Origin of the sequence: Oceanicoccus sp. (genome assembly GCF_029238675.1) — a bacterium.
GTDB lineage: Bacteria > Pseudomonadota > Gammaproteobacteria > Pseudomonadales > Dasaniaceae > Oceanicoccus.
In genome coordinates, this window is the sequence record NZ_JAQWFR010000016.1 from 17,063 (window position 1) to 43,982 (window position 26,920).

Genomic DNA, 26,920 nt, shown 5'->3' on the forward strand with positions numbered 1-26,920 from the left:
CATCGAAATGCTGAAGATAAGAACTATAAATTTCCTAAATTGTAGTGCGAGCCATAGACTCCACACCATCACAACACAGCCCTGATTTTAGAGGATATATCATGTCAGATTACACGAACGATATCGCAGCGGTTTCCAGCCTTTGCGAAAGCAATGGCAGTTCCTGGAACGCCATCAACCCTGAGTCTGTAGCCCGTATGCGTGCTCAGAACAAATTCAAAAATGGCTTGGATATTGCCAAATATACCGCCGATATCATGCGTGCCGATATGGAGGCTTATGATAACGATACCTCCAAGTACACCCAGTCACTGGGTTGCTGGCACGGTTTTATCGGACAACAGAAAATGATTTCTATCAAGAAGCATTTTGAAGGCAATACTGACCGTCGTTACTTGTACCTTTCTGGCTGGATGGTTGCGGCTTTGCGCAGCGAGTTCGGTCCTCTTCCTGATCAGTCTATGCACGAGAAAACTTCGGTTGCCGGTTTGATCGGTGAGCTTTACACCTTCTTGCGTCAAGCTGATGCCCGTGAGCTTGGCGGTTTGTTCCGCGAAGTGGATGCGGCTCGTGAAGCTGGTGATACGGTTGCAGAAAAAGCAGCGCAAAACAAAATTGATAATCACAGAACTCACGTTGTGCCCATCATTGCTGATATCGATGCAGGTTTTGGTAACGCTGAAGCGACTTACCTGATGGCTAAGCAAATGATTGAAGCTGGTGCCTGCTGTATCCAGATTGAAAACCAGGTATCTGACGAGAAGCAGTGTGGTCACCAGGACGGTAAAGTAACCGTTCCTCACGAAGACTTCCTTGCGAAAATCCGCGCTGTTCGTTACGCCTTCCTTGAGCTTGGCGTAGACAACGGTGTAATCGTTGCACGTACTGACTCTTTGGGTGCTGGCTTAACCAAACAAATCGCTGTGACTAAAGAGCCGGGCGACTTAGGCGACCAGTACAACGCATTTTTAGATTGTGATGAAATCGACGCAGCCGATCTTGGTAATGGCGATGTTGTTATCAATCGCGGTGGCAAGCTACTACGTCCCAAGCGTCTACCTTCTAACTTGTTCCAGTTCAAACAAGGTACCGGTGAAGCTCGCTGTATCCTTGATAGCGTAACTTCTTTGCAGAACGGCGCTGACTTAATCTGGATCGAAACTGAAAAGCCACACGTTCGTCAAATCGGCGGCATGATGGATGAGATCAAAAAGCAGGTTCCAGATGCGAAATTGGTTTACAACAACAGCCCATCATTTAACTGGACCTTAAACTTCCGTCAGCAGATTTTTGATGCCTGGACTGAAGAAGGTAAAGATGTTTCTGGCTACGATCGTGACAACCTAATGAGCGCTGACTATGACGATTCAGAATTGTCTGCAGCAGCTGATGACAAGATCCGTACTTTCCAGGCTGATGCAGCCCGTGAAGCCGGTATCTTCCATCACTTGATCACTCTGCCTACTTACCACACTGCGGCCCTGTCTACTGACAATCTGGCTAAAGAGTACTTCGGTGACCAGGGTATGTTGGGTTACGTTAAAGGTGTACAGCGCAAAGAAATCCGTCAGGGTATTGCCTGTGTTAAACACCAAAACATGGCCGGTTCCGATATGGGCGATGATCACAAAGAATACTTTGCTGGTGAAGCTGCACTAAAAGCTTCTGGTAAAGACAACACTATGAATCAGTTTGGCTAATCGTGTTGTGTTAAATTTTTAATACCTTCCCGGTATTTACAGGCGGCCATTGGCCGCCTTTTTTATTCACGCTATCTGGTGTGAACATCCAGTACAAACAGTAGGTGGTTTACTATGACAATCTCAACTCCTGATCTTTGTGATGAGTATGGTGATGCGGTTCGGGTAGCCGATCCGGTTTTTAAACACTATGGGGCTATCCGCCAGTTTGGTGGTGAAGTGGTTACCGTTAAATGTTTTGAAGACAATTCCAAGGTGGGCGAAATGGTACGCACTCCTGGTAAAGGACGCATATTGGTCGTTGACGGAGGTGGTTCGCCAAGGCGTTCTTTGCTGGGCGATCAGCTGGTTACACTGGCAGTTGAAAATGACTGGTCTGGCATTGTGATCTATGGTTATATTCGCGACATAGAAGAAATTGAAACCATGCAAATGGGTGTGGTGGCGCTAGGTGCTATTCCACGTAAAACTGAAAAGCTAGGTGTGGGGGAAGTTAACGTCACCATAGATGTTGCTGGTTTACAGATACAGCCAGGTCAATATATCTATGCTGATCGCAGCGGTGTTATCGTTGCTGATCAATCTTTACTATAGCTAACGCCCTAACATGATCAATAATAAGTAAAGAGGATGGATTGCATTCACCCTCTGGAGTAAGTGGGTTTTTATAACATGGGAATGAGTAATGCACAGGGTTTAGCCAAAGCCATTCTTAATGGCTTTGATGCTTTCTTTGGTGACTTCCAAAATGTCACCCTGGGTGCCCAGACTCGTTTTGAAAAAGCTGACTGGCAGTTGGTTCATGCCACTATGAGCCATCGGCTGGAGATGTATAAGAAAAAAGTCAGGGATGTGGTCGGCATGGCTGAGGGTATTGTTGGCAGTCCCTTAAATGATCGTTTTTTATGGCGGGAGGCCAAAGCTGAATATGCCACGCTTGTTGAAACTCACAGTAATTACGAAATAGCCCAAACCTTTTTTAACTCTGTTTATTGTTTTGTTTTTGCCCACGAGAAAGTTAGCGACTTACATTCTTTTGTCGTTGCCCCAGATCTATTACCCAAAAGCCTTAATGACGAAGTCATTTTTACTGAGTACCCGGTTACCGATGACTTGGCAGCGGGTGTTCATGCCATGCTTTTGGATACCTGCTTTAGTATTCCCTTCGAGAACCTCGATCGTGATGTTGAGCGTATCGTTGCTTTAATAGAAAAAATACTGCCCCCACGATTAGATAAAAACCAACAGATAAAAACCCAGGTTTTAAATTCACTGTTTTATCGTAACAAGGCAGCTTATCTGGTCGGACGAATTGTAACGGATAATGAAATGCTGCCTTTTGTTTTTCCGTTGCTAAACAATGAGCAGGGTGGGGTGTATGTCGATACGGTGTTATTTTCACCGGACGATGTCAGTAAGTTATTTAGTTTTACCCGCAGCTATTTTATGGTTGATGCCTCAGTGCCTTCCCAGTATGTGGGCTTTTTACAAAGCATTATGCCGCAGAAAAAACTCTTTGAGTTATACAGTGCGATTGGTTTTGGCAAACATGCAAAAACAGTATTTTATCGCAGTGCGGTGACTCATACCGCTAAAACCGATGACCAGTATGTGATTGCCCCGGGTATCAAAGGCATGGTGATGTTGGTGTTTACCCTGCCTTCCTATGATTATGTGTATAAAGTGATAAAGGATCGCTTTACCCCACCTAAAGATATGACGCGCCAGGAGGTGAAAGATAAATACAAGCTGGTTAAGCGTTGGGATCGTGCCGGGCGTATGGCGGAAACCCAGGAGTTTAACAATCTTGCCTTTAATCGGCGCCGTTTTTCCGAAGAATTATTAGCCGAATTACACAAGGAAGCGCCATCTCTGCTGGAATCAAAGGGCAATGCTTTGATTTTGAATCATGTTTATGTAGAGCGGAGGATGACCCCCTTAAATCTCTATTTAAAGGATGCCTCGGAGGAAGAAATCTACAGTGTGATGGATGAGTATGGCAATGCCATCAAGCAGTTGGCGGGAGCCAATATCTTCCCCGGCGATATGCTGCTAAAAAACTTTGGTGTTACCCGTCATGGCCGGGTGGTGTTCTATGACTATGATGAAATCTGCCCTTTGGTGGATTGCAACTTCAGAGCCATCCCCACTCCCAGAACTGAAGAGCAGGAAATGGCTAGCCAACCTTGGTATGACGTAGCCCCTGCTGATGTCTTTCCAGAAGAGTTTCGCCTGTTCTTCTCCGGCAACCGTCGCGCCAGAGAGGTCTTTGACGAACTTCACCCCGAACTCTACAGCGCTGACTTCTGGCGCAATTTGCAGGAGCAGATCAAGGCAGGGATGGTCGAGGATGTCTTCCCCTACCGCCGCCGCTACCGCTTCCCAAGGCAGGGTGGATTATAATCCACCATCGCCGCCGGGTTAGGCTGCGCTAATCCAGCCTACATGCCCACCTTAAGCCACTGAAATAACTACCATCTGGCTCCCTGTTTCTGTGGACACATACCCCTCTTTTGCGTACAATCTCCCGCCAAGTTATACCGGTGATCAACAGCCCGGCATCCCCGTCCAGATCAGTGCTTTAGGTCGTTTTAGCGGCTAGCCATGGAAACAACACAGGGGAAGAATATAGAGCGAGATGAGGCTGTACCTTCATCTCGCTTTTTTACGGCCTGCTGATAGCGATTTTTCGTTCTAATAATGTCGTTCCATCACCGGCTTTTACCTCACATTATTTGCCCTTTATTTAGGAGGTTTTCTTGACAATACCAGCCATACTCGCCCTTGCGGACGGCAGTATTTTCAAAGGAATCGCCATCGGTGCCGCTGGGCATTCGGTGGGGGAAGTCGTTTTTAATACAGCGATGACGGGATATCAGGAAATCCTTACTGATCCATCCTATGCCAAACAAATAGTCACCCTGACTTATCCTCATATCGGCAATACCGGTACCACCGCGGAAGATGAAGAGGCGGCAGAGATCTGGTCCGCTGGTCTTGTTATCCGTGATTTGCCGCTATTGGCCAGTAATTTCCGTAATGAGCAAAGCTTGCAGGACTATCTGGTCAGCAAAAATATTATCGGTATTGCAGATATTGATACTCGCCGTTTAACCCGAATTCTTCGCGATAAAGGCGCCCAAAGCGGCTGCATTATGGCAGGCGAAGACCTGGATGAAGCCAAAGCGTTAGAGCTGGCTAAAGGTTTTGCCGGTTTGAAGGGTATGGATCTGGCTAAAGTTGTCTGCACCAAAGAACAATATAACTGGCAGCAGGGCAGTTGGGCATTACCCAGTGACCAGCTCACTGGCGATAGCTACAAAGAGTTCAGTGATGAAGAATGCCAATACCATGTCGTAGCTTACGACTTTGGTGTTAAGCGTAATATCCTCAGAATGTTGGTTGATCGCGGTTGTAAGTTAACTGTAGTTCCCGCCGAAACTCCGGCTGCTGATGTTCTGGCAATGAACCCTGATGGCGTATTCCTATCCAACGGTCCTGGCGATCCGGAGCCTTGTACCTACGCTATCGAAGCTATCAAGCAAATTTTGGAAACTGATATTCCAGTGTTTGGTATCTGTTTGGGTCACCAACTTCTGGCCTTGGCCTCCGGTGCTAAAACCGTAAAAATGAAGTTTGGCCACCACGGTGCCAACCACCCGGTACAAAATATCGAAGACGGTACTGTTTTGATCACCAGCCAGAACCACGGTTTTGCCGCTGATGAAGCAAGTTTGCCAGCGAATTTAAAAGTGACACACAAGTCACTATTTGATGGTTCCTTGCAAGGTATCCACCGCACGGATAAAGCGGCCTTTAGTTTTCAGGGTCACCCTGAAGCTAGCCCCGGCCCCCATGATGCGGCGCCTCTATTTGATCATTTTATTGAATTAATCCAACAGCGACAGGGTTAACAAAGCACATGCCAAAAAGAACCGACATAAAATCCATCCTGATTCTTGGTGCTGGCCCTATTGTTATTGGCCAGGCCTGTGAGTTTGATTACTCCGGTGCGCAAGCGTGTAAGGCATTAAGGGAAGAAGGCTTTCGCGTTATTCTGGTGAACTCTAATCCAGCGACGATTATGACGGATCCGGCGATGGCCGATGCGACTTATATCGAACCCGTCGAATGGCAAACCGTTGCCCGTATTATCGAAAAAGAAAAGCCCGATGCTTTGCTGCCGACTATGGGTGGCCAGACTGCTCTTAACTGTGCATTGGATTTGGATCGTCACGGAGTCTTGGCCGAACACGGCGTAGAAATGATCGGCGCTACCAAAGAAGCCATCGACAAAGCAGAAGACCGTGACCTGTTTGATAAGGCAATGAAAAAAATCGGTTTAGAAACCCCTCGCTCCGCCATTGCCCACAGCATGGAAGAGGCACTGCAAGTACAAAGCCAGTTAGGCTTCCCGTCGATTATCCGTCCCTCATTTACCATGGGTGGCTCGGGCGGTGGTATCGCTTATAACAAGGAAGAGTTTATTGAAATTTGTGAGCGCGGTTTAGACCTGTCGCCCACCAACGAATTATTGATTGATGAATCATTAATTGGTTGGAAAGAATATGAAATGGAAGTAGTGCGAGACAAAAATGACAACTGCATTATTATCTGTTCGATTGAAAACTTTGATCCCATGGGTGTGCATACCGGTGACTCGATTACCGTAGCGCCAGCACAAACCCTAACCGATAAAGAATACCAAATTATGCGTGATGCCTCCTTGGCAGTACTGCGTGAGATTGGTGTTGAAACCGGTGGTTCCAATGTACAGTTTGGTCAGTGTCCAAATACAGGCCGACTCGTTATTATCGAAATGAACCCACGGGTAAGTCGATCTTCTGCCTTGGCGTCTAAAGCCACCGGTTTCCCGATTGCGAAAGTGGCCGCTAAATTAGCCATTGGCTACACGCTGGATGAGTTACAAAACGATATTACTGGCGGTGCAACGCCAGCATCCTTTGAGCCGGCTATTGATTATGTTGTTACAAAAATTCCTCGCTTCACTTTTGAGAAATTTGCCGAAGCCGATGCCCGTTTACACACCCAGATGAAATCTGTGGGTGAGGTGATGGCGATTGGTCGCACTTTCCAAGAGTCTATGCAAAAAGCGTTGCGCGGCTTGGAGGTCGGTTCAGCCGGTTTTGAACATCAGCTAGATACAGATAAGCCCGATGCCCGCGATGATTTGATTCGTGAATTAATCAACCCCGGTCCTGAGCGTATTTGGTATGTGGCCGATGCTTTCCGTTCGGGTATGACCCTTGATGAAGTCTTTGAATTTTCAAAGATTGATCGTTGGTTCCTGGTTCAGATCGAAGATATTGTCACTACTGAAAATAACCTAAAGAGCAAAGCGCTTAAAGATTTAGACGCTGATGCCATGTTCCGTTTAAAACGCAAAGGTTTTTCAGATATCCGCTTATCTGTTTTACTGAATGAAACCGAACAGGCCATCCGCGATTACCGTCGCTCTTTAAATATTCGTCCAGTCTATAAGCGTGTAGATACCTGTGCGGCAGAATTTTCTACCAGCACCGCCTATATGTACTCTACCTATGAAGAAGAGTGCGAAGCGGATATTAGCGACAAAGATAAGATTCTAGTGTTAGGTGGTGGTCCAAACCGTATCGGTCAAGGTATTGAGTTTGATTACTGTTGTGTACACGCGGCCTTAGCGATGCGTGAAGATGGTTACGAAACCATTATGGTTAACTGTAACCCTGAAACTGTTTCTACCGATTACGATACTTCTGACCGCTTATACTTCGAGCCAGTTACGCTAGAAGATGTATTAGAAATTGTTGACAAAGAAAAACCCAAAGGCGTTATCGTTCAGTTTGGTGGTCAAACACCGCTGAAATTGGCCCGCGACTTAGAGGCCGCTGGTGTACCGATTATTGGTACCACCCCTGATGCGATTGACCGCGCTGAAGACCGTGAGCGTTTTCAGCAAATGATTCAAAAGTTAGGTCTAAAACAGCCGCCGAATACTACAGTGCGCTCTACGGAAGAGGCGGTAGATGCTGCTGTTGATATTGGTTATCCGCTTGTTGTTCGTCCTTCTTATGTGTTGGGCGGACGTGCCATGGAAATCGTTTATAACGAAGATGAATTACTGCGTTATATGAATGAAGCGGTCCAGGCTTCTAACGAATCTCCTGTATTGCTTGATCACTTCCTTAATGCCGCGGTTGAAATTGATGTTGATGCTGTTTCTGATGGTAAAGAAGTGGTGATTGGCGCGATTATGCAGCATATCGAACAAGCCGGTATTCACTCAGGCGACTCGGCCTGTTCATTGCCGCCTTATTCTTTAAATTCTGAACAGCAAGATAAAATGCGCGAGCAAGTTAAAGCGATGGCGATTGAGCTGGGCGTTTGTGGTTTGATGAATGTTCAGTTAGCTGAACAGGATGGCGAGATTTACGTGATCGAAGTCAACCCAAGAGCTTCACGTACGGTACCTTTTGTATCTAAGTGTATTGGCACGTCATTGGCTAAGGTTGCCGCTCGTTGTATGGCGGGTACCTCTTTGGCTGAGCAGAAATTTACTCAGGAAATTGTGCCGCCGTATTACAGTGTTAAAGAAGCGGTATTCCCGTTTAATAAATTCCCTGCGGTTGACCCCATCCTTGGGCCGGAAATGAAATCTACCGGTGAGGTAATGGGTTTGGGTAATACTTTTGCTGAAGCCTATGGCAAAGCCCAATTAGGTGCCGGTGAAAGATTACCAGCTAGTGGTAAGGCCTTTATCAGTGTTCGTGAAGCGGATAAAGGTGGTGTGGTTGCTGTTGCTAAAAAGTTAGCGGATTTAGGTTTTGAGTTGGTAGCCACCCGTGGCACCCATAAAACCATTGAAGCGGCTGGCATTGCGGTTGAGTTGGTTAATAAAGTGGAAGAGGGACGTCCGCATATTATTGATGCCTTAAAAAATGATGAAATCAATCTGATTGTGAATACCACTGAAGGTAGAAAGTCAGTGGCGGATTCAGCCTCAATTCGTCGTACGGCGCTGGCGAAAAAAGTCTTTGCTACTACAACTTTGGCCGGTGCTGATGCTGTTTGCGAAGCCATTAAAGTCAATACAAATGAAAGCCCTGAAGTTCGACGCTTACAGGAAGTTCACGGGAGAGTATTCGCATGAGTGATAGAGTGCCAATGACGGTTGCCGGTGAAGCTTCCCTGCGTGAAGAGTTAAATCGCTTAAAATCCGAAGACCGCCCACGGATTGTTCAGGCGATTGCCGAAGCGCGAGAGCACGGCGATTTAAAAGAAAATGCTGAATACCATGCAGCAAGAGAGCAGCAGGGTTTTTGTGAAGGCCGTATTCAGGATATTGAAGGCAAGTTAAGCAATAGTGTTGTCATTGATGTAACTTCTATGACCAATACCGGCAAGGTGATTTTTGGTACCACGGTTACGATTGTCAATTGCGAAACCGATGCAGAAGTCACTTATAAAATTGTGGGTGAAGATGAGTCTGATGTGAACTCCGGCAAGATTTCAGTCACTTCTCCGATTGCCCGTGCTCTGATTGCCAAGGAAGAGGGTGATGTGGTGATTGTTAAGGCACCCGGTGGCGATATTGAGTATGAGATTGATAAGGTTGAGCATATTTAAACAGTAAAACATTTTAAAAATGCACTAAGCACCCGCTTGCAAGGCAGCAATTCTTTTTTCCAGCGGAGGGTGAGTTAAAAATAACGACATCAAACCTTCTTTCATCTGGCCACTAATACCAAAGGCGGCCATTTCCCCAGGCATATCATTCGGTAGTCCCTGTTCGCTGCGTAAACGTTGCAGTGCTGCAATCATACCGCTGCGACTGGCCAGTTCAGCTCCGGCCACATCTGCCCGAAACTCGCGGCGACGGGAAAACCAAAACACAATGGTTGAGGCCAAAAAGCCCAGTATCATTTCTGCAACAATCGTCGCTACCCAGGCGCCAATGCCAAAGCCGCGTTCATTTTTAAGCACAATACGATCAAAGGCATGACCAATAATGCGAGCAAAAAACATCACAAAGGTATTGACCACCCCTTGAATCAAACTCAGGGTAATCATATCGCCATTGGCTACGTGGCCTATTTCATGGGCCATAACGGCCTTGGCTTCCTCGGGTGAAAACCTTTCTAACAAACCCGCACTAACTGCCACCAAGGCGTTATTGCGACTAGCCCCAGTAGCAAAAGCGTTAGAGCTGGGGGAGGGGAAAATACCGACCTCTGGCATACCAATACTGGCTTTTTGCGCCAACTCCGCCACCGTGTCCTTTAGCCACTGTTCCTGCCGGTTCTTAGGCTGGTCTATCAACTGCACGCCCATACTGCGCTTAGCCATCCATTTAGAGAGCATCAGTGATACCAGGGAGCCACCCATACCAAACACCGCACAGAACACCAGTAGAGCGCTGAGGTTAAGATCGACGCCATTGGCGGCCATAATTGAGTTAAAGCCGAGCAGGCTCAAGGTAATACTGGCTACTAATAGAATCGCCATATTGGTGGCAAGGAAAAGAAAGATTCGCAGCATGACAGGATAATGTCCTAAATAGTGAGCTCAGGGTATTAGATGGGGGTTATAGGCTAAGTTTCAATGGCCTAATAACTTAACTGTCGTTCCCGCGGAGGCGGGAACCTAGACTCCCGCCTCCGCGGGAGTGACGTTTTCTTTTTCAGTAACGCTAACTTCTTCGGGTTTGGCCTTAGGTGGCGCCGTCACCTCAATCACAGGCTGCTTCTTTTCATCCAGCTCAACACTGATCGCCTCAGCACGCAGATAAATATCTTTGGAGCTTAGCTCAAAAACAATATTTAAGGCCTCATCTTTATGTAGGCTGCGAAACAACAGTTTGGGTTCACGGCCACACTCCCATTCCTTTTGCTTGGTAGCAAAATAACCATCTTGATTTCTTACAACAAAGACTGTGCTCATAGGATTAAAATAACCGTACAAAGTGTGATTTTTTAAGATTCAATTTTATCGTGAAACTGCATTCACAGCTACGATAGATTGCGGATTAACAGCTCTTTGGCCTGATTAATTTGCGCCGCCAGATAATCACTGCCGCCCCGGTCGGGGTGGACTTTTTGCATCATCTTGCGGTGGGCCTGGATAATCTCTTCTTTGGTGGCGCCTGGGGAGAGCCCCAGTGCTGCATAGGCCGACTCTTCATCCATATCGCTATTGGCTTGGGGAGGAGGGCTTTGCCCGTTATCGTCGGCCTTTGTTTTAGTACCGAGAAATTGCTGGAATAGTGGAAACATCCTGATAAGAAAGGGTGTAGAGCGCCTAACAATAGGAATGAGTGCGCCAATCATTGCCCCAATCCAGTGGATGCGGCCGGTTACCGCCAGCAAAATCAGTACAATCGCCAGCCCACTTAAGCCCAGCTTTAAATACAGGCCTTTCTTTTGCTCTTCAGGGGTATTTCTGACCAGCTTGATAATCGTAACAACAGCCAGGACAAAGGCTATCAGTAAAATTAAACGGGGTAACACAATATTTCCGGCCTTTGGTTAAATGCTTGTTCGCATAATACCGGCGCCGGGCGATGGCTGCCACTGCTTATTGGCGTCTGCTAGCTAATTCAGGAATATAGTGGCGTCGGGTCAAAAGCTCTTGTTCGATAGTCTCTTGTTGTAGCCGGTCCAGACGCTGGTTAACCATGAGGATTTCCCATAACTTGCGGCTGCATAGATTATCTATATCGATTTTTTTGTCTGTATTCAGTGTGTTTATCGCTCTCATCGTTTTCTCTTCTCTTTTAATGATGAGAGCGATTATTGGGTCTTTACATTGCAGCAATGTGACATTTGGATGACGTTTTAAAGTTCTTCTTCAAGCTGGTCAGCGGGTAACCTAATGCCTGAAGACTCCACATTAAATAAGCCCAGACTTGAGCTGTTGGCGGCTACATTGGTCGTGGGAAGAGGGTTTCCTGAATCTGCGTTAACCACAGAGGCAGCTTCTTCAGCGGCCAGGCGAGTGGCTTCGGCTTCGAGAGCAGCCAGGCGTTCATTTTCCAGAATGCGGGCAGCTTCTTCAGCGGCCGCTTCCTCTGCTTGACGGGCGGCTTCGAGAGCAGCCAGGCGTTCATTTTCCAGAATGCGGGCAGCTTCCTCAGCAGCCGCTTCCTCTGCTTGACGGGCAGCTTCCAGTTCTTGTGCGATACCTGCCTGGTCCAGAGGGTTTACTTGCGTAGTCAACTGATCCTCTGATGACACCAGAATTTGTGCATCATCACTTAGCGTAATATTACCACCCTGTGCTACTAGCGAGACATTGCCTGAGTCATCACTGTTTACTTCCAAAGACTCAATAAGGCCAGAGAGATTGACAGCATTGGTAAAGATATTGGAGGCCACATGGGCTTGAATAACGATTTCTTTAGCAGTGATGACGCCATGATTCTCATCGGTATAGTCATTGTTGGTAAGAGCACTATCCAGATTGGCAATATTGTCAGAGACTTCCTCAGTCACCTCAAATTGCATCAGGCCACTACTATCAAAGGCCACCGTCATCGCTTCACCTGCAGCCAATGTTACGCGACCGGCAATGGCTTCAATCCTGCCATTGTTAATCACCGAATTACCTAACAGAGCAACGCTGCCGCCGCTTGCTGCTTTAATCAGGCCGCTATTGATAATTATTCCTTTATTGGTTTCATCGGCAAGTAATTGAAAGTTTTCCGCCATAAACGCATCGCTATCAATATTTAGGGTACTGGCTACCAGGCTACCGGCAAAAACTATAGAGCCGGAGGCAAAGTCGATACCATTTTTATTAACCAGGTAGATTTTACCGTCACCGGCAATACCTCCGGCAATAGTGCTGGCCTGATTGTCGTTAATAATATTCAGGGTGGCGTGGTCGCTGTTATTAGAAAACAGCACGATATCACTTGAGGCGAGGTCAAAGCTGTCCCACTCGATAACGGCCCTGGTGGTGGATTGAGTCACTATGGTTGTAGCACCGGGAGTGACAGCGGCACTGCCATGGGTAACCGTGGCGGCACCAGGGGCACCGAATGCCAGGGAGGAAGACATTAAACAGGCCGCGGCCAATTGTTGTATGGTGATTTTTTTCAGGCGCTTATTTATTCTCTGCTGCGTCTTCATTACTACAACCTCTGTATTCATAGCATTAAATTAGATTTCAAACCCGGCACTGAGCCAGTACTGCGGATTGTCGCCATTGCTGGCATCTTGATCACTCAGTGGTGTTGCTGCTTCAAAGCGGATAAAGAAAGCTTCACTTAAATTTAACTCCAGCCCAATACCGGCACCACTAATATTCTCTTCTTTATTTTCAAAACTGCGGGGGTCATTCTGTCTGCCTTCTGCATAATCCACAAAGAAAGAGACTTGAAAAACCTCTCCCCAGTTGCGGCCGGCAAAAGCCGGTTTGTCACTAAACCCCGGTGCGTTAATAACCCACTCAAGGCTGGCGAATAAAGCTTTATCGCGAACATACTCCGAGACCGGATAGGCGCGAACAGAGTTAGGGCCGCCCATCGAATACTGTTCAATGGAAGTCAGCAAGTCTTCGGAATATTGACCTTCCAGGCGAATCAGCAGTGAGTTGCTGCCATTAATTAATTGCAGGCGAGTCAGGTCGAAAGCATATTTCAGGAAGTCACCGCCAGCATATTCACCGGAGCCACCTTGGCGTAAAGAGTTATTGTCGCCATTGCTATCCATGGCACCGGCAAAATCTGCAAGGCCTTTATGAACTGAAAAGCTACCTTCGGTAATGGCAGCGCCAATGAGCGTATCAACACTGTCAAAATCAAACTCGCCACTCACTACACTCAGGTTGTCTTCCCCTAAATCAAAGTCGAAATCTTTAAATTCAACGTTGGCTTTCTTACGGCTAAAATCCAGAGTTGCTGACATGTTCAGGCTTCTGCTGCGAACAAAAGAATAACTGCCATAAATAGAGGCAGCTTCAGTATCACCTTCGGTATCTGGTATATCGAGAGCCTGGCTGATGGCGTAGTCATTGAGGTTATAGGCCACTCCTAAACTGATCGCAGGAGTAAAAACAGGTATTTCATAACTAAAGGCGCCGTAGCTGGAATCATCCGGGTCGAAGGTTTGCAGGGCAGTGACGATCAGGCGATCACCATTGCCGGTCGGGTTATTCCATGCCAGGCTAGCAATCAAACGGTTATTACCGGTGGTTTCAACACCATAGTTGTCGGCAATGACCACAAAGTTAATCGGCTTTTCTCTTTTGGTTTTGATAACCAGTTCGGTCTCGCCAATATGTTGGCCGGGCTTGAATACGCCATAGGCTTCCAGCCCTGGTATGTCATTTAAACTCAGTAAAGCACTTTCAATTTTCCCGGCTTCAATCGCCTGGCCAACCAGGTCTTCAAAGTGCCACTGTATAAGTTCATCGGAGTAATAATCATTACCTGACGTAGTGTTTTGACCAAGCTTGCCAGATAGCAAACTAATAACCACAACATTGTCAGTAATTTTCTGCTGCGGTATAAAAGCCTGGGCAAGAATATAACCTTGCTGACGATAGTACTGAGTGATTTCGTTAGCGACTTGCTGGAGTTGGCCAATCGTAAAACCATCAGGTCTTGATTTGCGAATCTTCTCAAGTACCTTATTCAGCTCTAGCAGGCTGACCTTGCCGTCTTCAATACTTTCTGCACCTTCTAAACGAAAGCGGTCTACTTGTACTTTGTCACCGTCGTCAGCATTGAGCGGTCTATCAGGTACAGCGGGAATATCATAAGCGGGTTGCTGGGGCGCTGTGGGCAGGCTTCGCTTTTCCAGGTGGGGCTGCACTCCGCCAGGCGTTACGGTGCCAGAGCCCTGGGCGTAAGTAGTGCTGGCCGTTAGAGGTAATGCAATTAGCGCAATGCAGGCGGTGAGTCGGCGTGACAATATCCGTGTTGAATAAGAGTGTTTCAAGTTAAACCCTTCTTTAGCTTTAATTATTGTTTGTTATCTGGGCTAGTTAAGGCGTCGATACTAGTGAGGCCTATTCCTCGTATATATAAACATTTACCACGAAAGAGTGCATGTTAATTATTAGCGCAATAATGCCCATGATTGAGTTCGAAAGTTTATGCATATGCTGAGCCAACTCATTTAACTATATGAATTATAAGGATTAAATAGCTTGTCTGCGGTTTTGCTTTTAGTGTGTGTCAAAAAAACCGACAGTCTGCTTGTCGGAGTCAAAAGCCCCATAAAGAGTTTTATGGATTTATTAACTTCCTATGATTGTTAAGGCCGATGAGGTTTGCGCAATAGTTTACAAACTTTTCGGTAGACATTTTTGCCTTGATAGCTTCAAAGCATCCACGGCTAATAAAATTACCCATTAAGGGCGGTTAAGGGGTGTCGGTATTTTTAACAAGAATATGTGTTTGCTGCTGAGTATATTTGCTATATCGTTGATTTGACTTAAAATTGTCACATTGTCACGATTATTGCCTAGGTATCAACATAAACCGAAATAATGGTACTTGGTTTTTGCGGTTAGCAGAGTGTTTGTTGCTGGTTTGCTGAAAAGTACCTTAATTTGGATAAAAAATTAGATGCAACCTGAATACATCAGATAAGTTAAAAAACCTTGAGGTTTATAATAATGAAAATATTAACACTCGTGTTTAGTGCCCTCTGGGCTCTCATGAGCCTGCAAGTCCAAGCCATTGAGTCGAGCTGTAACGACACTGCCGATCTTAATTTTTGCGGTACTATTACTTTGATTGATGGCGACGGAGATGGCCAGGTAGATGACCTGTCTATTGATAGCTTTAGCTTTACTGTCATACCAGCTGGTACAGTTTCAGTTACCGCAACCACTGGCTTTGACAGTTTTATCTTCCTATTTGACAGTAATAATACGGTGCTTATATCCGAAACCTCTAATGAAGGGTCTTCTAACCCTTTTAATCTTGATGCAGGATTTGATATCGAATTGTTGCCGGGAACCTATACCGGCACTATCGGCCTGGTCAGTAATGCTTCTGAAGCGCTTCAGGGTTATGACGCCGATAAGCTGTTTTTAGGCGATGGTGATTGGTACGTAGCCATCGAATTACCACCTTCGCCTGTTCCCCTTCCAGCTGGCTTGCCGTTATTTATGTCTGCACTTATTGGGCTGGGTTTATTTCGTCGTAAATAAAAGTCACACAGATCGTTGAAACCGGATAACCTTGTTGTTCTCCGGTTTTTTTATGCCTGTTAAAACCGTTGTACTCTTTAGTTTGATAGTTAAAATACCAACTCATAGTCGTCGGAATAATAACTTCCTGCGTATCAAGACAGTGTAAGTTTTGTAATTGGGCTTGAGGGCTTAAAGATGACGTTATTCGAAATGCCAACCCCTGACCGGGCATTACCCGGGCGTACAGAACCGATGCCGGTACCGCCAAAGCATGTTGTAAATGGCCACCCCATATCGGCTCCTTTCCCTGATCATCTTGAACAGGCCGTTTTTGGCCTGGGCTGCTTTTGGGGGGCAGAGAGAAAATTCTGGCAATGCGACGGGGTTTATTCCACGGCGGTGGGCTATAGCGCAGGTTATACACCTAACCCAACCTATGAAGAGGTCTGTAGCGGCGGCACCGGTCATAATGAAGTGGTGTTGGTGGTATTTGATCCCTCAGTGATTAGCTATCAAGACCTGCTAACGGTTTTTTGGGAAAGTCATAATCCTACCCAGGGTATGCGGCAGGGCAACGATCGCGGTACTCAATATCGGTCGGGTATTTATTGTTTTAATGAAGAACAAGAACAGAGTGCTGTGCGATCGCGCCAGCATTACCGGGCCAGTTTGGTTGAGGCTGGCTTTCCTGACATAACCACAGAGATATTGCAGGCCCCAACGTTTTATTATGCTGAAGATTATCATCAGCAATACCTGGCTAAAAATCCGGGCGGTTATTGTGGTTTGGGTGGCACCGGTGTGTCTTGTTCTTAATACAGTTTACTGGTGATAGCCGCTAAGGCATTTTCTACGCGGAGAATTCTTTCTCCCAGGTGAATGCCTTCAAATCCCGCCTCAATAAATTTATTCACCTCGTATTCGGTAAAGCCGCCTTCCGGGCCGATTGCTAATACGGCGCTTTCATTAATCGAGTGTGGGCAGGGTTTACCCGTGGCGGGGTGGGCAATAATACCGCGGGAGCCCTGAACAATAGCAGGTAATTCATCTTCTAAAAAAGGTTTAAATAAGCGTTTAAACGACACTCTTGGTAATACTGTGTCTTTTGCTTGTTGTAAGCCTGCCATTAAATAGCCCTCGACTTTTTCATCCGTTAACGCAGGGCTATTCCAAAAACTTTTTTCCACTTTATAACTATTAATAATAATCAATTCTTCAATACCCAGTTCGGCAATAGAGCGAAAAATACGTCGGATCATTTTTGGGCGAGGTAAAGCCAGGATAACTTTAAGGGGCAGCTTTTCAGGTGGTGCTTGATCAAGCTTAACCTCAATATCAACCTTATTATCGGTGATGGCTGTAATAATGCCCGTACCCATCATGCCATTGAGTTGGCCAAGCTTAACGCTATCGCCAACCGATGATTGATGAATAGTGCGAATATGCTCAAAGCGCTTATCCGTTAGCGTGATATGAGTGTCATCGATAAAATCGTTATTCAATAAAACAATCAGGTTCACAGGCGGCTAGTCTTCGTCTTCATAGACAGGTTCTGCCCATAAGTCATATTCATCGGCACCGGTAATGGTAGCGAGTAAAGCGTCACCGGGAAATGTATCGGTAAAGCCGTCTAAATACACTTTGCCATCGATTTCAGGAGCGTCGGCATAACAGCGGCCGGTAGCGCCTTGCTCATCAACTTCGTCGATTAATACTTCCATTTCCTGGCCAATACGTTGCTGCAACCGCTGTGTTGAAATCTTTTGCTGAGTTTCCATAAACCGTTCCCAGCGATCCTGCTGAATATCTTCAGGAACATGATCGGGGAGGTCATTGGCTTTGGCACCTTCAACGGGGGAATATTTAAAACAACCCACGCGATCAAGCTGCGCCTCTTCCAGCCAGTCCAATAATAATTGAAAGTCTTCTTCTGTCTCACCGGGGAAGCCCACCACAAAGGTGGAGCGAATAACCAGGTCGGGGCAGATTTCTCGCCAGGCTTTAATCCGCTCTAACACTTTGACTTGGTTGCCGGGACGTTTCATTAATTTAAGAATTTTAGGGCTGGCATGTTGGAACGGGATATCCAGATAGGGAAGAATTTTTCCTTCGGCCATCAGTGGAATCACTTTATCTACGTGAGGGTAGGGGTAGACATAGTGCAGGCGCACCCAGACGCCTAATTCACCCAGCGCCACCGCCAAATCCTGCATTCGTGTTTCCCGGGCCTGGCCGTCGACAAAGTCCAGCTTGTATTTAACATCCACACCATAGGCACTGGTGTCCTGTGAGATAACCAATAATTCCCTGGTTCCTTGCTCGACCAGCTTTTTAGCTTCATCCACCACTTCCGCGATAGGGCGGCTAACCAGGTCACCGCGCATATCGGGAATAATGCAAAAGGTGCAGCGGTGGTTACAGCCTTCGGAGATTTTTAAATAACTATAATGTTGAGGGGTGAGCTTAATACCAGCGGCGGGGAGTAAATCCGGGTAAGGCTTAGGGTCAATATCTTCTGCCGGTGGAATATATTCATGTACCGCGCCCATCACACTCTCATAGTCGGCGGGGCCAGACACACTTAATACGTTAGGGTTGGCAGCTTTGATAGCCTCAGCATCGCTGCCTTTACCCATACAGCCCGTAACAATCACTTTGCCATTTTCCTGCATGGCTTCGCTAATCGCCTCCATGGATTCCTGCTTGGCCGAGTCGATAAAACCGCAGGTATTAACCACCACCACATCGGCCTCATCGTAGTCGGGGCTGATCTCATAGCCTTCCAGTTTAAGCTGGGTAAGAATGCGCTCGGAGTCTACCAGGGCCTTGGGGCAGCCGAGTGAAATAAATCCGACTTTTTGGGGGAGTGAGGAACCTGTCATAGGGAGCATCCTAACTAAAAGTGGCAGGCATTATACGGGAATAGTCTGAAGCCGGCGAATAAACTTGATGCAAGCACAGTTGCAGCTAACACGAGATCTACGGCAGCCGCGAGATTATTATGATCTTAATTCAGCAAGCTGCTCACTGGCTATGATCAGCAACAGGCAAAATGCTTTTAAGGATATTCTCTGGCTTCAGTTTATGGTTTAGTTATTTGGACACTGATTCCCGTGAACAGCGTTTATTGCCACCGTTATCGCTGGTGGATTTGAAAGGGGGCTTCCGATAACTTTATTTTTCCAAATATCCGCTGGCTCCGGCAACCAGGACGCGTTTTTGTGCCATACTGACCCTTATTAAAAAGAGGAGCGTCTGTGAAAGGTATAGTCTATACATTGTTCCAGGATATGGTGGAAGAGGAATTTGGGCTGGAGGTCTGGGAACATTTACTTGAGCATTCATCGCTGCCCAGCGAGGGTATCTATACTTCGGTAAAAACTTATCCCGATGAAGAAATCGTAGAACTCATCACTCAGTTATCTGCCCACAGCGGCACCCCTGCCCCAGACCTGATTGAGCACTTTGGCCATTATCTATTGCCTAACCTGATGGCTACCTTGCCGGCCATGATTAGTCGCTACCATGATCTGTGGTCATTTCTGGGGGCGATTGATGATGTCATTCATATGGAAGTGCAAAAGCTTAATCCCGATGCCTTGACCCCGGAAATCAAAGTGATTGAGCACCATGGCGACCAGATGGATGTGTCTTATAAATCTCCCCGGAAATTATGCTTTTTGGCTATCGGCTTGATTAAACAAGCGGGTATCCACTTTAATACCCCGGTAGATGTAACTCATAAGCAATGTATGCATGATGATCACCAGCACTGTGTGCTGAGTATTACCCTGTCAGAGCCAATATATGCCTGATTACCAAGCTGCCTTTGAACGAGAAAAAAAAGCGCGAAAAGTTGCTGAAAAAGTGCTCGAAGATATGTCGCGAGAGTTATATCTGGTTAACGATCAATTAAAGAACCAATATGACAAAATGATTTCTGAGTTCAAACAGAAAACATTGCTGTTGCAGATATCCCAATATTCCCAGGACATGATCAAACTCAGTGAGCTGCTGCCCGACATTATCTCTAGCATGCTCTCCATGGCCACCTTGCCCTTTGGTATCTTTGACTATTTCCCCTATGACAAAAGCCGGGATAATTATCGTTCGCCTGTTTATACCAATAACAATTTGTCTGATACGCAATCATCAACAAGTACATTTGATGAGATCCTGGTCGGTGACTTTCTCAATGATATGACTGCGGACGTCATTCGTGAACAGCATGGGAAATATATTGATAACCCCCTCGGACTGGTAGAAGGGGATGCCAGGAATGTGATGGAACAGCATAAAATTGAAGGTGTTATGGTTATTCCTATCATCGCCAATAATCATGCGGTCGCTATTTTATATTTGTTTGTTAATGATGAGAGCACCAGCGTGGAGGATTATATGGAATTATTTTCATCCAGCGTAAAACAGTTGGGCTACCTGGTAGAGCATCGTTATAATGAAGAAAAATTAGAAGCGAATTACAAACAACTAAAATCCACGGTTAACGAGTTAAATCTCACCCAGAAGCAATTAGTGCAGTCTGAAAAGATGGCATCAGTAGGTCAGTTGTCGTCAGGCATTGCCCATGAAATCAATAACCCCATGGGCTATATAAAAAGTAATATAAATAGTTTGACCAAGTATCAGGATATTTATAAGCAAGGGTTTTTATTTCTGCAAGCGTTGCTGGCTGAGCCCGATAATGAAAAAAGATTATCAGAGCTCGATAAGTATTGGCAGAAAAACGATCTCAGCTATCTGTTAAATGATACTGATATACTGCTGGAAGAAACGCAACAAGGTATTGCTCGGGTGATTAATATAGTTTCTGGTCTTAAATCCTTTGCCCGAGCTTCCGATGAAAAATGGACCAAAATCTCGATTAATGATTGTGTGGAGGAGGCGTTAAAATTTTCTCATAATCAGTTGAAATACAACGTAACCATCGAGAAAAACCTAGCCGACGTACCTGCCATTAAAGGCAATGCGGGCGAGTTAACCCAGGTGATATTGAATTTGTTGATTAATGCGGGGCATGCTATTGAAAAAGATGGCGAAATCACCATATGCTCACAGCTAATTAATGACCGTGTCGTTTTGTCGATTGCTGATTCTGGTATGGGTATCGAACCTGAAAACCTTAAGCATATTTTTGACCCGTTTTTTACCACCAAGGAAGTCGGTGAGGGCACTGGGCTCGGTTTATCCATTTCCTTCGGTATTATACAGAATCATCTTGGCAGCATTGATGTTAAAAGTGCAGTGGATAAAGGCACCACTTTTACTATTTCCCTGCCAGTAGCCTTGGGTAATGACTCGGATGATGACTTGGGTAATAACGGGCTATAGGAAGAGCAGTCAAAGCCAAAAAATAACAAGATTAGAGCCATGAATACCGTAACAATTGGTGTAACATGTGTCACAGCCAACTATGGATGCTATAACTGATGCCTGCAAGTGATACCTTTCAACAGACCTTATTGCTGGTCGATGACGAAGAGAATGTGCTGAATGCTCTGCGGCGCTTGTTTCATGGTGCTGATTATCAGGTGGTTACAGCCAATTCCGGAGAGAAAGCCCTGGAAATGATGGAGGAATATAGCCCTGAATTAGTGATTTCAGATGTCCGCATGCCCGGTATGAATGGTGTAGAACTGCTAAGTATTATAGCCGCGAAATATCCGGATACCGAACGGGTGCTATTAACAGGCTACTCTGATATAGAGTTAACGATAGAAGCAATTAACGTCGGCGGTATCAGCCAATATATTCAAAAGCCCTGGAATGATGAAAAACTATTAAGCCTGGTGGAAAAAACCCTGAGCTACTTGGATTTAAAAGAGCACAATGAAAGACTCCAGGATACGGTGCGCAGTCAAAATAAGCAGTTAAAAACCTTTAATCAGCAACTGGAAGAAAAGGTGGCTAAGGGAACGCTGGCCCTGACCGCAACAAACCGCAAATTGGCCAAAAGCTCCGAGGATTTAAAAGCTAGCTACCATAATTTTGTGGAACTGTTTCTTAGCCTGATGAAATCCCGCCTCGGACATTTTTACCAGGATGATGATCAGGCCAGTCGGCTGGCGTCGGCAATTGGTCGATCTCTGGGCGTCGGTAGCGATGAGCTACAAGCGCTGCACTTTGCCGCCAAATTACGTCATATCGGCATGCTTGAGCTTGAAGATGAAATTATTACCACCCCCTATGATCAACTATCCGTGGTACAACAGCAGCAGTTGAAGTTATATCCAATAATCTCCTACGATTTATTATGCTCGCAACCCTTTTTAAGTGAAGCGTCAGATATTATTTTGACCCATACAGAGCGGCTGGATGGCAAGGGTTTCCCCAACAAACTGATGGCTGATGAGATTAGTTTTCCGGCAAAAATCCTGGCGGTAGTGAATGATTATTTGGCTCTGGTTAACGGTGCCACGATGGCCGAGCCTTTGACCAGTGGCGACGCACTTAATATGATTTATCAGCGAGTTGATACGCACTATGCTGAAGCTGTTGTAGCGGCACTGTTTTACTTAGTTGAAAATGATCGTCATACCGTTAACGAATCCAGGATAGAGACATCCCAGCTTGATCCGGGCATGATATTGAGTCGTGACTTTCATAATGCCAATGGTGGGCTACTATTAGCCAAGGGCAGCAAACTGAATGCTTCAATGATTACCAGAATTCGCGACATTGAAAGAACTGTAGACGAATCTCTCTCGCTTTATATTCATAATTATAAGTAAAACTATGAAATCAGTCCTGATAGTTGATGATGATAAAAATATCTTAAGCGTGCTGGGCCGTTTATTGCGCAGTGCGCGCTATGAATTAACGCTATGTCAGGACCCCGTAGAGGCTCTGGCATTGTGTCAGGATAAACGCTATAGCTTAATTATCTCTGACCAAAAAATGCCAGTGATGACCGGCACCCAGTTGTTTGAAAAAATCGCTGGCTTACAAATCCGCGCCAGCAAAATTATTTTGAGTGGCTACAGTGATTTTAATGAAATTACCCATGCTTTTAATCAACAGTGGATTAATCAATTTATTGCCAAGCCGTGGGATGACGAGACGCTACAGTCGATAGTCGACACCACCGTAGCTAGCGTGACTACAGGGGACGAGCTAGCACTACAAGACACTAATAGGGCAGACGCTTATGGTTTGCATAACTTTCATGGCTTGTTGTCTGCCAATGCAGTATTCAATAAGCTTTTTTCTAAAGTGAAGCGAGCTGCAATCTCTGGTACTTCAGTTTATTTATATGGTGAAACTGGCACAGGCAAAGAGCTTTTTGCTCAAGCAATACATAATGAAAGCCCGATGGCTGCGGGGCCTTTTATTGCGGTTAACTGCGCAAATTTTAATGAGCAGTTAATAGAGTCACAGCTTTTTGGTCATGTTAAAGGTGCTTTTACCGGGGCTGATTTTAATCAGGAGGGTTTATTAGCGGCAGCCTGCGGCGGCACGCTATTTCTTGATGAAATAACGACACTGCCGCCAGCTATGCAGTCAAAAATGTTGCGGGTTATACAGGAAAAAGAGTATATGCCGGTTGGCTCAACGGAAAAAAAATCCTTTGATGCCACGGTGATTTCTGCGTCTAATAAACATTTATCGATTGCTGTTTCTGATGGTGAATTTCGGGAGGACCTCTACTACCGTTTATGCGTCATCCCTCTGCCAATTCCGCCCTTAAGAAGGCGCGGCGATGATGCTCTCAGGTTGTTTGAATATTTTATTGACCAGCTTTCAGCAAGTAAATATCTGGGCGATGATGGCGTAAAAGATACCTTGCTTACCCATCATTGGCCGGGCAATGTTCGCCAATTAATTAATGTCTGCCAGTATGTGGTTGCGATGTCTGAGGGCGATGAGATTAGCCTGGCGGACTTACCTGAAGATATTGCAGTAAACCCGGGCTATGATTCAACTAAAACCAGTGTTGAGGTGATTGAATTAACCGAACAATCGATACGAGGTGCCCTAACGGAAAATAACAACAATAAGTCAGCGGCTGCCAGGGCATTGGGCGTAAGCCGTATGACCCTGTGGCGCAGGGTAAAAGACTTCAACATTGAGTAGCTGTAACTGGATGAGCCTTTTTTAGTAAAACAATTGTTAGTAAAATAATTGATAGACAATAGCGATGGTACCCACCACAAAACAATAATAGGAAAAGTATTTGAGTTGGGCGTTGCGCACCAACTTAATCATCCATTGGCAAGCCAATAAGCCGGTGACAAAAGCCGCAATAAAACCAGCACCCAGTACACTGATTTGGTCATCACTAATACTGATTCCGCCATCTAATAAGTCTTTAGCAATTTTCCCCAAAATTAACGGCACCACCATTAAAAAAGAAAAACTGGCAGCTTTGGTGCGGTCAATACCCAGTAAAACCGACGTAGAGATGGTTGCACCTGAGCGAGAGATACCGGGCAAAATAGCGACTGCTTGCGATATACCAATAATGATAGAGTGTTTGAGCGAGACTTCTTTTTCACTATTTTTGGCGCGGTCAGCCACAATCAATAGCAGGCCAGTAACCCATAGCATCAAGCCCACCAATAAAATCTGCCGGTCAAACAGTGTTTCCATTTCATCGGCATACAGCACACCGACTGCGGCAGCCGGAATCATACTGATAATAATTTTTACCGAAAACTGAAATTGTTCATTATTACTAAACTGGAATAAGCCCGCGATAATGCGCATCACTTCCCGACGATAAACCACGATAGTCGCCAGTGCTGTGGCAAAATGCAGCACAATGGTAAACATCATACTTTCCTGGGGAATGCTGGTGTCCCCCAAAATTGCCTTGCCTAATTCAAGGTGGCCACTGCTGCTAACGGGTAAAAATTCGGTAAGACCTTGGACAATACCAAGAAGAATAGCTTCAAAAAGAGACAAAGGGTAACTCCTGACCTAAAGACTAACTGGGCTATTGATCAATGACCGGTTGGGCTCAGCCTGTTATTATCCCGACCATTAATGACGATCAGCTAATAGTAGTACGAATTTGGATTCTTTGTCATCTGTCCAGCGTGTGAATATTGAAGCTGTTGCCGGCAGCCTGGCTATAATTTTTCCTGGAGATTCGGCCGATGGCCAATAAACATTATATTGATGCACAACAGTTATTGGATGATTCCTTTAACCTTGCCCTAAAAGTACTGGATGATGGTTATCAACCGGACTTAATTATTGCCATTTGGCGCGGTGGCACACCGGTAGGTATTGCCGTGCATGAGTTATTTGAGTACGTGGGTTGCCACTGTGATCATATCTCGATTCGCACCTCCCTGTATAAAGGCATAGAAAAACGAGCCAGCAATGTCAGCGTTCACGGATTAAAGTACGTGGTCAATAATGTTAAAGCCACTGACCGTTTACTGATCGTTGATGATGTTCACGATACTGGCCGCAGCATTCATCAAGTCATTAACGATATTAACAACGAGTGTGGTAGCGGCACGCCAGATATACGCATCGCCACGCCTTACTTCAAACCCGGTAATAATCAGGTTGGCCGTATTCCCGATTACTACCTGCACGAAACAGAAGATTGGCTGGTTTTCCCCCATGAGTTATCTGGCTTGTCGGCTCAGGAGTTGTTGGATAATAAGCCGGGGATTGCGGCACTCCAACATAAACTACAAGCACTGGCCAAACAGAATTAGCCTTTACTTAATTCGACACCGTTAAATTAACTTAAAAAATACAATTAAATCAATAATATAGGTGCATATAAAAATAAAGCCCCCAATTTTCTTCTCTGCCCCTTCAAAATTACTGATACCATAGCTGCCGTATTTAGCCGCTAAATTTACCCTGTCTGAGACCCCCCATGACATTTTCCAAACTTGGATTAAGTGACCCTATTGTGCAAGCCGTTAGCGAGCAAGGTTATACCGTGCCAACGACTATTCAGCAGCAGGCGATCCCCGCTGTGTTGGCAGGCAGGGATCTTCTGGCCACTGCCCAGACAGGTACCGGGAAAACCGCTAGTTTTGTCTTGCCGATCCTGCAATCGTTAGGCGGTGAGCGTAAGCTACGCGGCAAACGTATTCGAGCTTTAATCCTTGTACCTACCCGTGAGTTAGCAATGCAAGTCGAAGCTAATATTGCCGACTATGGCCGGCATCTTAATTTACGTTCGATGGTGATGGTTGGTGGAGTTGATGCGGAACCACAAAAGCACGGCCTTATTTACGGTGTCGATATTCTCGTTGCCACCCCAGGCAGACTGTTAGATATGGCCCATCAACGGGCGCTATATTTTGATGAGTTAGATGTGTTGGTCTTAGATGAAGCCGACAGAATGCTGGATATGGGTTTTATTGAGGATATCAATAAGATCATTAGTCACCTGCCCGAACAAAGGCAAAACCTGTTGTTTTCTGCCACCTTATCAAAAGAGGTACGCTCCTTAGCCAGAACTGCGATTGAAAACCCGGTTGAAATTTCGGTGATTGCCGATAGCAGCGCCAAGCCCGATATTTCGCAGTGGTTAATTACCGTTGATAAAGATACTAAGTCGGCGCTATTGAGTCATTTGATTAAAACCTATGATTGGACACAGGCATTAATTTTTATTCGCACCAAACACGGCGCCGCTAAGTTAGTTAGCCAGCTGGAAAAGCGCGGTATTAAAGCGGAGTCAATTCACGGCGGCAGAAGTCAGGCTGTGCGCACACAAATTCTGGCGGATTTTAAATCCGGCGCCATTGGCATTTTAGTCGCCACAGGCATTGCGGCCCGCGGTATTGATATTGATGACCTTGACCGAGTGGTAAATTATGACTTACCCGATGACGACGATGACTATATTCACCGCATAGGCCGAACCGGTAGGGCGGGTGCCAGTGGTGAGGCGGTTTCTTTGGTTTCTAAAGATGATTTCAAACGACTCTGCGCGATTGAGCGGCGTTTGGACCATTTGATAGAAAGAAGGGAAATTGAAGGTTTTGAGGCCAGCAAAGTCGTGCCTGTTTCTATTCTAAATTATGTAAAGAAGGACAGTAAGAAGTCCTATAACATTTAAATCAATTAACGAGAGTAAA

General features: G+C 45.8%; 23 protein-coding genes. 14 read left to right on the forward strand and 9 right to left on the reverse strand.

Going from position 1 to position 26,920, the window contains the following annotated elements:
* The first annotated feature begins 101 nt into the window (after positions 1 to 101).
* From P8H32_RS05250 to greA, 6 genes are all read left to right on the forward strand, one after another.
* The gene (locus P8H32_RS05250; RefSeq protein ID WP_297290796.1) at positions 102 to 1,700 is read left to right on the forward strand and encodes an isocitrate lyase; all 1,599 of its coding nucleotides are present in this window, start codon (positions 102 to 104) and stop codon (positions 1,698 to 1,700) included.
* Positions 1,701 to 1,814: 114 nt separating this feature from the next.
* Positions 1,815 to 2,294 carry a putative 4-hydroxy-4-methyl-2-oxoglutarate aldolase gene (locus P8H32_RS05255; protein WP_297290795.1) on the forward strand — a complete coding sequence of 160 codons (480 nt, stop codon included), beginning with the start codon at positions 1,815 to 1,817 and terminating at the stop codon, positions 2,292 to 2,294.
* A 78-nt stretch (positions 2,295 to 2,372) separates the two neighbouring features.
* Entirely contained in the window at positions 2,373 to 4,103 is a 1,731-nt protein-coding gene (gene aceK, locus P8H32_RS05260; protein WP_297290794.1) for a bifunctional isocitrate dehydrogenase kinase/phosphatase, read from the forward strand.
* A 356-nt stretch (positions 4,104 to 4,459) separates the two neighbouring features.
* Complete coding sequence (gene carA / locus P8H32_RS05265; protein ID WP_297290793.1) at positions 4,460 to 5,614, forward strand: glutamine-hydrolyzing carbamoyl-phosphate synthase small subunit; 1,155 nt, start codon at positions 4,460 to 4,462, stop codon at positions 5,612 to 5,614.
* An 8-nt stretch (positions 5,615 to 5,622) separates the two neighbouring features.
* On the forward strand, positions 5,623 to 8,850 hold the full coding sequence (gene carB, locus P8H32_RS05270; protein WP_301088629.1) for a carbamoyl-phosphate synthase large subunit: 3,228 nt from the start codon (positions 5,623 to 5,625) through the stop codon (positions 8,848 to 8,850).
* The gene (gene greA / locus P8H32_RS05275) at positions 8,847 to 9,326 is read left to right on the forward strand and encodes a transcription elongation factor GreA (protein ID WP_297290791.1); all 480 of its coding nucleotides are present in this window, start codon (positions 8,847 to 8,849) and stop codon (positions 9,324 to 9,326) included. The genes carB and greA overlap by 4 nt, the downstream gene beginning before the upstream one ends.
* Before the next feature lie 24 nt (positions 9,327 to 9,350).
* Here the strand turns inward: greA and htpX are convergent, their stop codons facing one another.
* The 6 genes from htpX to P8H32_RS05305 all read right to left on the reverse strand — a co-directional run bounded on the left by htpX (position 9,351) and on the right by P8H32_RS05305 (position 14,641).
* Complete coding sequence (htpX, locus tag P8H32_RS05280) at positions 9,351 to 10,238, reverse strand: protease HtpX (protein WP_297290790.1); 888 nt, start codon at positions 10,236 to 10,238, stop codon at positions 9,351 to 9,353.
* A gap of 105 nt (positions 10,239 to 10,343) precedes the next feature.
* Positions 10,344 to 10,640, reverse strand: a complete 297-nt coding sequence (locus P8H32_RS05285; RefSeq protein WP_301088630.1) for a hypothetical protein — start codon at positions 10,638 to 10,640, stop codon at positions 10,344 to 10,346.
* A gap of 68 nt (positions 10,641 to 10,708) precedes the next feature.
* Complete coding sequence (locus tag P8H32_RS05290) at positions 10,709 to 11,206, reverse strand: DnaJ domain-containing protein (protein ID WP_301088631.1); 498 nt, start codon at positions 11,204 to 11,206, stop codon at positions 10,709 to 10,711.
* Between the two features lie 67 nt (positions 11,207 to 11,273).
* A complete protein-coding gene (locus P8H32_RS05295) occupies positions 11,274 to 11,456 on the reverse strand; it encodes a hypothetical protein (protein ID WP_297290787.1) in 183 nt (60 codons plus the stop codon).
* A gap of 77 nt (positions 11,457 to 11,533) precedes the next feature.
* The gene (locus tag P8H32_RS05300; protein WP_301088632.1) at positions 11,534 to 12,829 is read right to left on the reverse strand and encodes a filamentous hemagglutinin N-terminal domain-containing protein; all 1,296 of its coding nucleotides are present in this window, start codon (positions 12,827 to 12,829) and stop codon (positions 11,534 to 11,536) included.
* 30 nt (positions 12,830 to 12,859) lie between these two features.
* Positions 12,860 to 14,641, reverse strand: coding sequence for a ShlB/FhaC/HecB family hemolysin secretion/activation protein (locus tag P8H32_RS05305; RefSeq protein WP_301088633.1), 1,782 nt, complete (start codon positions 14,639 to 14,641; stop codon positions 12,860 to 12,862).
* A 724-nt stretch (positions 14,642 to 15,365) separates the two neighbouring features.
* Here P8H32_RS05305 and P8H32_RS05310 point away from each other — a divergent pair.
* The gene (locus P8H32_RS05310; RefSeq protein WP_301088634.1) at positions 15,366 to 15,863 is read left to right on the forward strand and encodes a VPLPA-CTERM sorting domain-containing protein; all 498 of its coding nucleotides are present in this window, start codon (positions 15,366 to 15,368) and stop codon (positions 15,861 to 15,863) included.
* 177 nt (positions 15,864 to 16,040) lie between these two features.
* Positions 16,041 to 16,661 carry a peptide-methionine (S)-S-oxide reductase MsrA gene (gene msrA, locus P8H32_RS05315; RefSeq protein ID WP_301088635.1) on the forward strand — a complete coding sequence of 207 codons (621 nt, stop codon included), beginning with the start codon at positions 16,041 to 16,043 and terminating at the stop codon, positions 16,659 to 16,661.
* On the opposite strand, the gene P8H32_RS05320 is transcribed toward msrA, so the two are convergent.
* Positions 16,658 to 17,365, reverse strand: a complete 708-nt coding sequence (locus P8H32_RS05320) for a 16S rRNA (uracil(1498)-N(3))-methyltransferase (RefSeq protein WP_297291569.1) — start codon at positions 17,363 to 17,365, stop codon at positions 16,658 to 16,660. The genes msrA and P8H32_RS05320 overlap by 4 nt on opposite strands.
* A gap of 6 nt (positions 17,366 to 17,371) precedes the next feature.
* Complete coding sequence (gene rimO / locus P8H32_RS05325) at positions 17,372 to 18,727, reverse strand: 30S ribosomal protein S12 methylthiotransferase RimO (protein ID WP_301088636.1); 1,356 nt, start codon at positions 18,725 to 18,727, stop codon at positions 17,372 to 17,374.
* 375 nt (positions 18,728 to 19,102) lie between these two features.
* Between rimO and P8H32_RS05330 the strand changes: the two genes are divergently transcribed.
* From P8H32_RS05330 to P8H32_RS05345, 4 genes are all read left to right on the forward strand, one after another.
* Positions 19,103 to 19,660: a heme NO-binding domain-containing protein gene (locus P8H32_RS05330; protein ID WP_301088637.1), complete on the forward strand. Its 558-nt coding sequence runs from the start codon at positions 19,103 to 19,105 to the stop codon at positions 19,658 to 19,660.
* Positions 19,653 to 21,194, forward strand: coding sequence for an ATP-binding protein (locus P8H32_RS05335; protein WP_301088638.1), 1,542 nt, complete (start codon positions 19,653 to 19,655; stop codon positions 21,192 to 21,194). Before P8H32_RS05330 ends, P8H32_RS05335 begins: the two co-directional genes overlap by 8 nt.
* A 98-nt stretch (positions 21,195 to 21,292) precedes the next feature.
* Positions 21,293 to 22,594, forward strand: coding sequence for an HD domain-containing phosphohydrolase (locus P8H32_RS05340; protein ID WP_301088639.1), 1,302 nt, complete (start codon positions 21,293 to 21,295; stop codon positions 22,592 to 22,594).
* A 4-nt stretch (positions 22,595 to 22,598) separates the two neighbouring features.
* The gene (locus P8H32_RS05345) at positions 22,599 to 23,936 is read left to right on the forward strand and encodes a sigma-54 dependent transcriptional regulator (protein WP_301088640.1); all 1,338 of its coding nucleotides are present in this window, start codon (positions 22,599 to 22,601) and stop codon (positions 23,934 to 23,936) included.
* Between the two features lie 36 nt (positions 23,937 to 23,972).
* Here the strand turns inward: P8H32_RS05345 and P8H32_RS05350 are convergent, their stop codons facing one another.
* Positions 23,973 to 24,767 (reverse strand): undecaprenyl-diphosphate phosphatase, encoded by a 795-nt coding sequence (locus P8H32_RS05350; RefSeq protein WP_297291575.1) that lies wholly within the window; start codon positions 24,765 to 24,767, stop codon positions 23,973 to 23,975.
* A 194-nt stretch (positions 24,768 to 24,961) separates the two neighbouring features.
* Here P8H32_RS05350 and P8H32_RS05355 point away from each other — a divergent pair, with 194 nt between their 5' ends.
* Positions 24,962 to 25,537, forward strand: coding sequence for a phosphoribosyltransferase (locus P8H32_RS05355; protein ID WP_297291576.1), 576 nt, complete (start codon positions 24,962 to 24,964; stop codon positions 25,535 to 25,537).
* Positions 25,538 to 25,704: 167 nt separating this feature from the next.
* Positions 25,705 to 26,901: a DEAD/DEAH box helicase gene (locus P8H32_RS05360; RefSeq protein WP_301088641.1), complete on the forward strand. Its 1,197-nt coding sequence runs from the start codon at positions 25,705 to 25,707 to the stop codon at positions 26,899 to 26,901.
* The last annotated feature ends 19 nt before the right edge of the window (positions 26,902 to 26,920 follow it).

Excerpts from the sequence above, each read along its gene's own strand:
- aceK (WP_297290794.1), top strand. The coding sequence starts at position 2,373 with ATGGGAATGAGTAATGCACAGGGTTTAGCCAAAGCCATTCTTAATGGC.
- P8H32_RS05335 (WP_301088638.1), top strand. The coding sequence starts at position 19,653 with ATGCCTGATTACCAAGCTGCCTTTGAACGAGAAAAAAAAGCGCGAAAA.
- P8H32_RS05285 (WP_301088630.1), bottom strand. The coding sequence starts at position 10,640 with ATGAGCACAGTCTTTGTTGTAAGAAATCAAGATGGTTATTTTGCTACC.
- P8H32_RS05250 (WP_297290796.1), top strand. The coding sequence starts at position 102 with ATGTCAGATTACACGAACGATATCGCAGCGGTTTCCAGCCTTTGCGAA.
- P8H32_RS05295 (WP_297290787.1), bottom strand. The coding sequence starts at position 11,456 with ATGAGAGCGATAAACACACTGAATACAGACAAAAAAATCGATATAGAT.
- msrA (WP_301088635.1), top strand. The coding sequence starts at position 16,041 with ATGACGTTATTCGAAATGCCAACCCCTGACCGGGCATTACCCGGGCGT.
- P8H32_RS05255 (WP_297290795.1), top strand. The coding sequence starts at position 1,815 with ATGACAATCTCAACTCCTGATCTTTGTGATGAGTATGGTGATGCGGTT.
- P8H32_RS05310 (WP_301088634.1), top strand. The coding sequence starts at position 15,366 with ATGAGCCTGCAAGTCCAAGCCATTGAGTCGAGCTGTAACGACACTGCC.
- P8H32_RS05360 (WP_301088641.1), top strand. The coding sequence starts at position 25,705 with ATGACATTTTCCAAACTTGGATTAAGTGACCCTATTGTGCAAGCCGTT.
- htpX (WP_297290790.1), bottom strand. The coding sequence starts at position 10,238 with ATGCTGCGAATCTTTCTTTTCCTTGCCACCAATATGGCGATTCTATTA.
- P8H32_RS05345 (WP_301088640.1), top strand. The coding sequence starts at position 22,599 with ATGAAATCAGTCCTGATAGTTGATGATGATAAAAATATCTTAAGCGTG.
- rimO (WP_301088636.1), bottom strand. The coding sequence starts at position 18,727 with ATGACAGGTTCCTCACTCCCCCAAAAAGTCGGATTTATTTCACTCGGC.
- carB (WP_301088629.1), top strand. The coding sequence starts at position 5,623 with ATGCCAAAAAGAACCGACATAAAATCCATCCTGATTCTTGGTGCTGGC.
- greA (WP_297290791.1), top strand. The coding sequence starts at position 8,847 with ATGAGTGATAGAGTGCCAATGACGGTTGCCGGTGAAGCTTCCCTGCGT.
- P8H32_RS05340 (WP_301088639.1), top strand. The coding sequence starts at position 21,293 with ATGCCTGCAAGTGATACCTTTCAACAGACCTTATTGCTGGTCGATGAC.
- P8H32_RS05300 (WP_301088632.1), bottom strand. The coding sequence starts at position 12,829 with ATGAAGACGCAGCAGAGAATAAATAAGCGCCTGAAAAAAATCACCATA.
- P8H32_RS05355 (WP_297291576.1), top strand. The coding sequence starts at position 24,962 with ATGGCCAATAAACATTATATTGATGCACAACAGTTATTGGATGATTCC.